Consider the following 405-nt stretch of genomic DNA (forward strand, 5'->3'; position numbering starts at 1 on the left):
GTGCTGGCCGCATCTTTGAAAAAGAGGTGATTAAGGCGGATCAAGCTTTGGCGGTCAAAGCGATGACGTTGAGGATCAACGTCGACCACCGCGCGCGCACTGGTGGTGATGCCGCACGCATTACCAAAACGACATCGCTGCACTTACCGCGCCCCAGCGCGTAAAGCGCTGATCCTGCCCCGCAAAGCAGCAACAAAAAGACCGGTTTAAAGATTCAACCGGGCTTTTTTGCTATTCAGTGAAGAGCAGCATTGGACGAAACACAACTGATCAATAAGCCCGGGCCCGAAGGGAAACAGAACCCCGACCAAGCCATAATCGGCCACCCGGAAAATGGGCGGATCGGCATCACCGTTGATCGCCCCAATCCCTTTGGCATCATTCCTACCCGCCAAATGTTGGATG

At 54.6% G+C, this 405-nt stretch carries 1 protein-coding gene and 1 pseudogene; one reads left to right on the top strand and one right to left on the bottom strand.

Annotated features, from left to right (window positions below; translation table 11 throughout):
* Positions 1 to 164 (top strand): 2-oxo acid dehydrogenase subunit E2 (locus tag UF06_RS28105; RefSeq protein ID WP_139046441.1); only part of this gene is annotated, 164 nt, incomplete at its 5' end.
* Positions 165 to 206: 42 nt separating this feature from the next.
* On the opposite strand, the pseudogene UF06_RS28110 reads toward UF06_RS28105, so the two are convergent.
* A pseudogene (locus tag UF06_RS28110) lies at positions 207 to 405 on the bottom strand (hypothetical protein); the annotation flags it as partial.

Source organism: Vibrio sp. S234-5, assembly GCF_000960595.1.
In the GTDB taxonomy this organism is placed as follows: domain Bacteria; phylum Pseudomonadota; class Gammaproteobacteria; order Enterobacterales; family Vibrionaceae; genus Vibrio.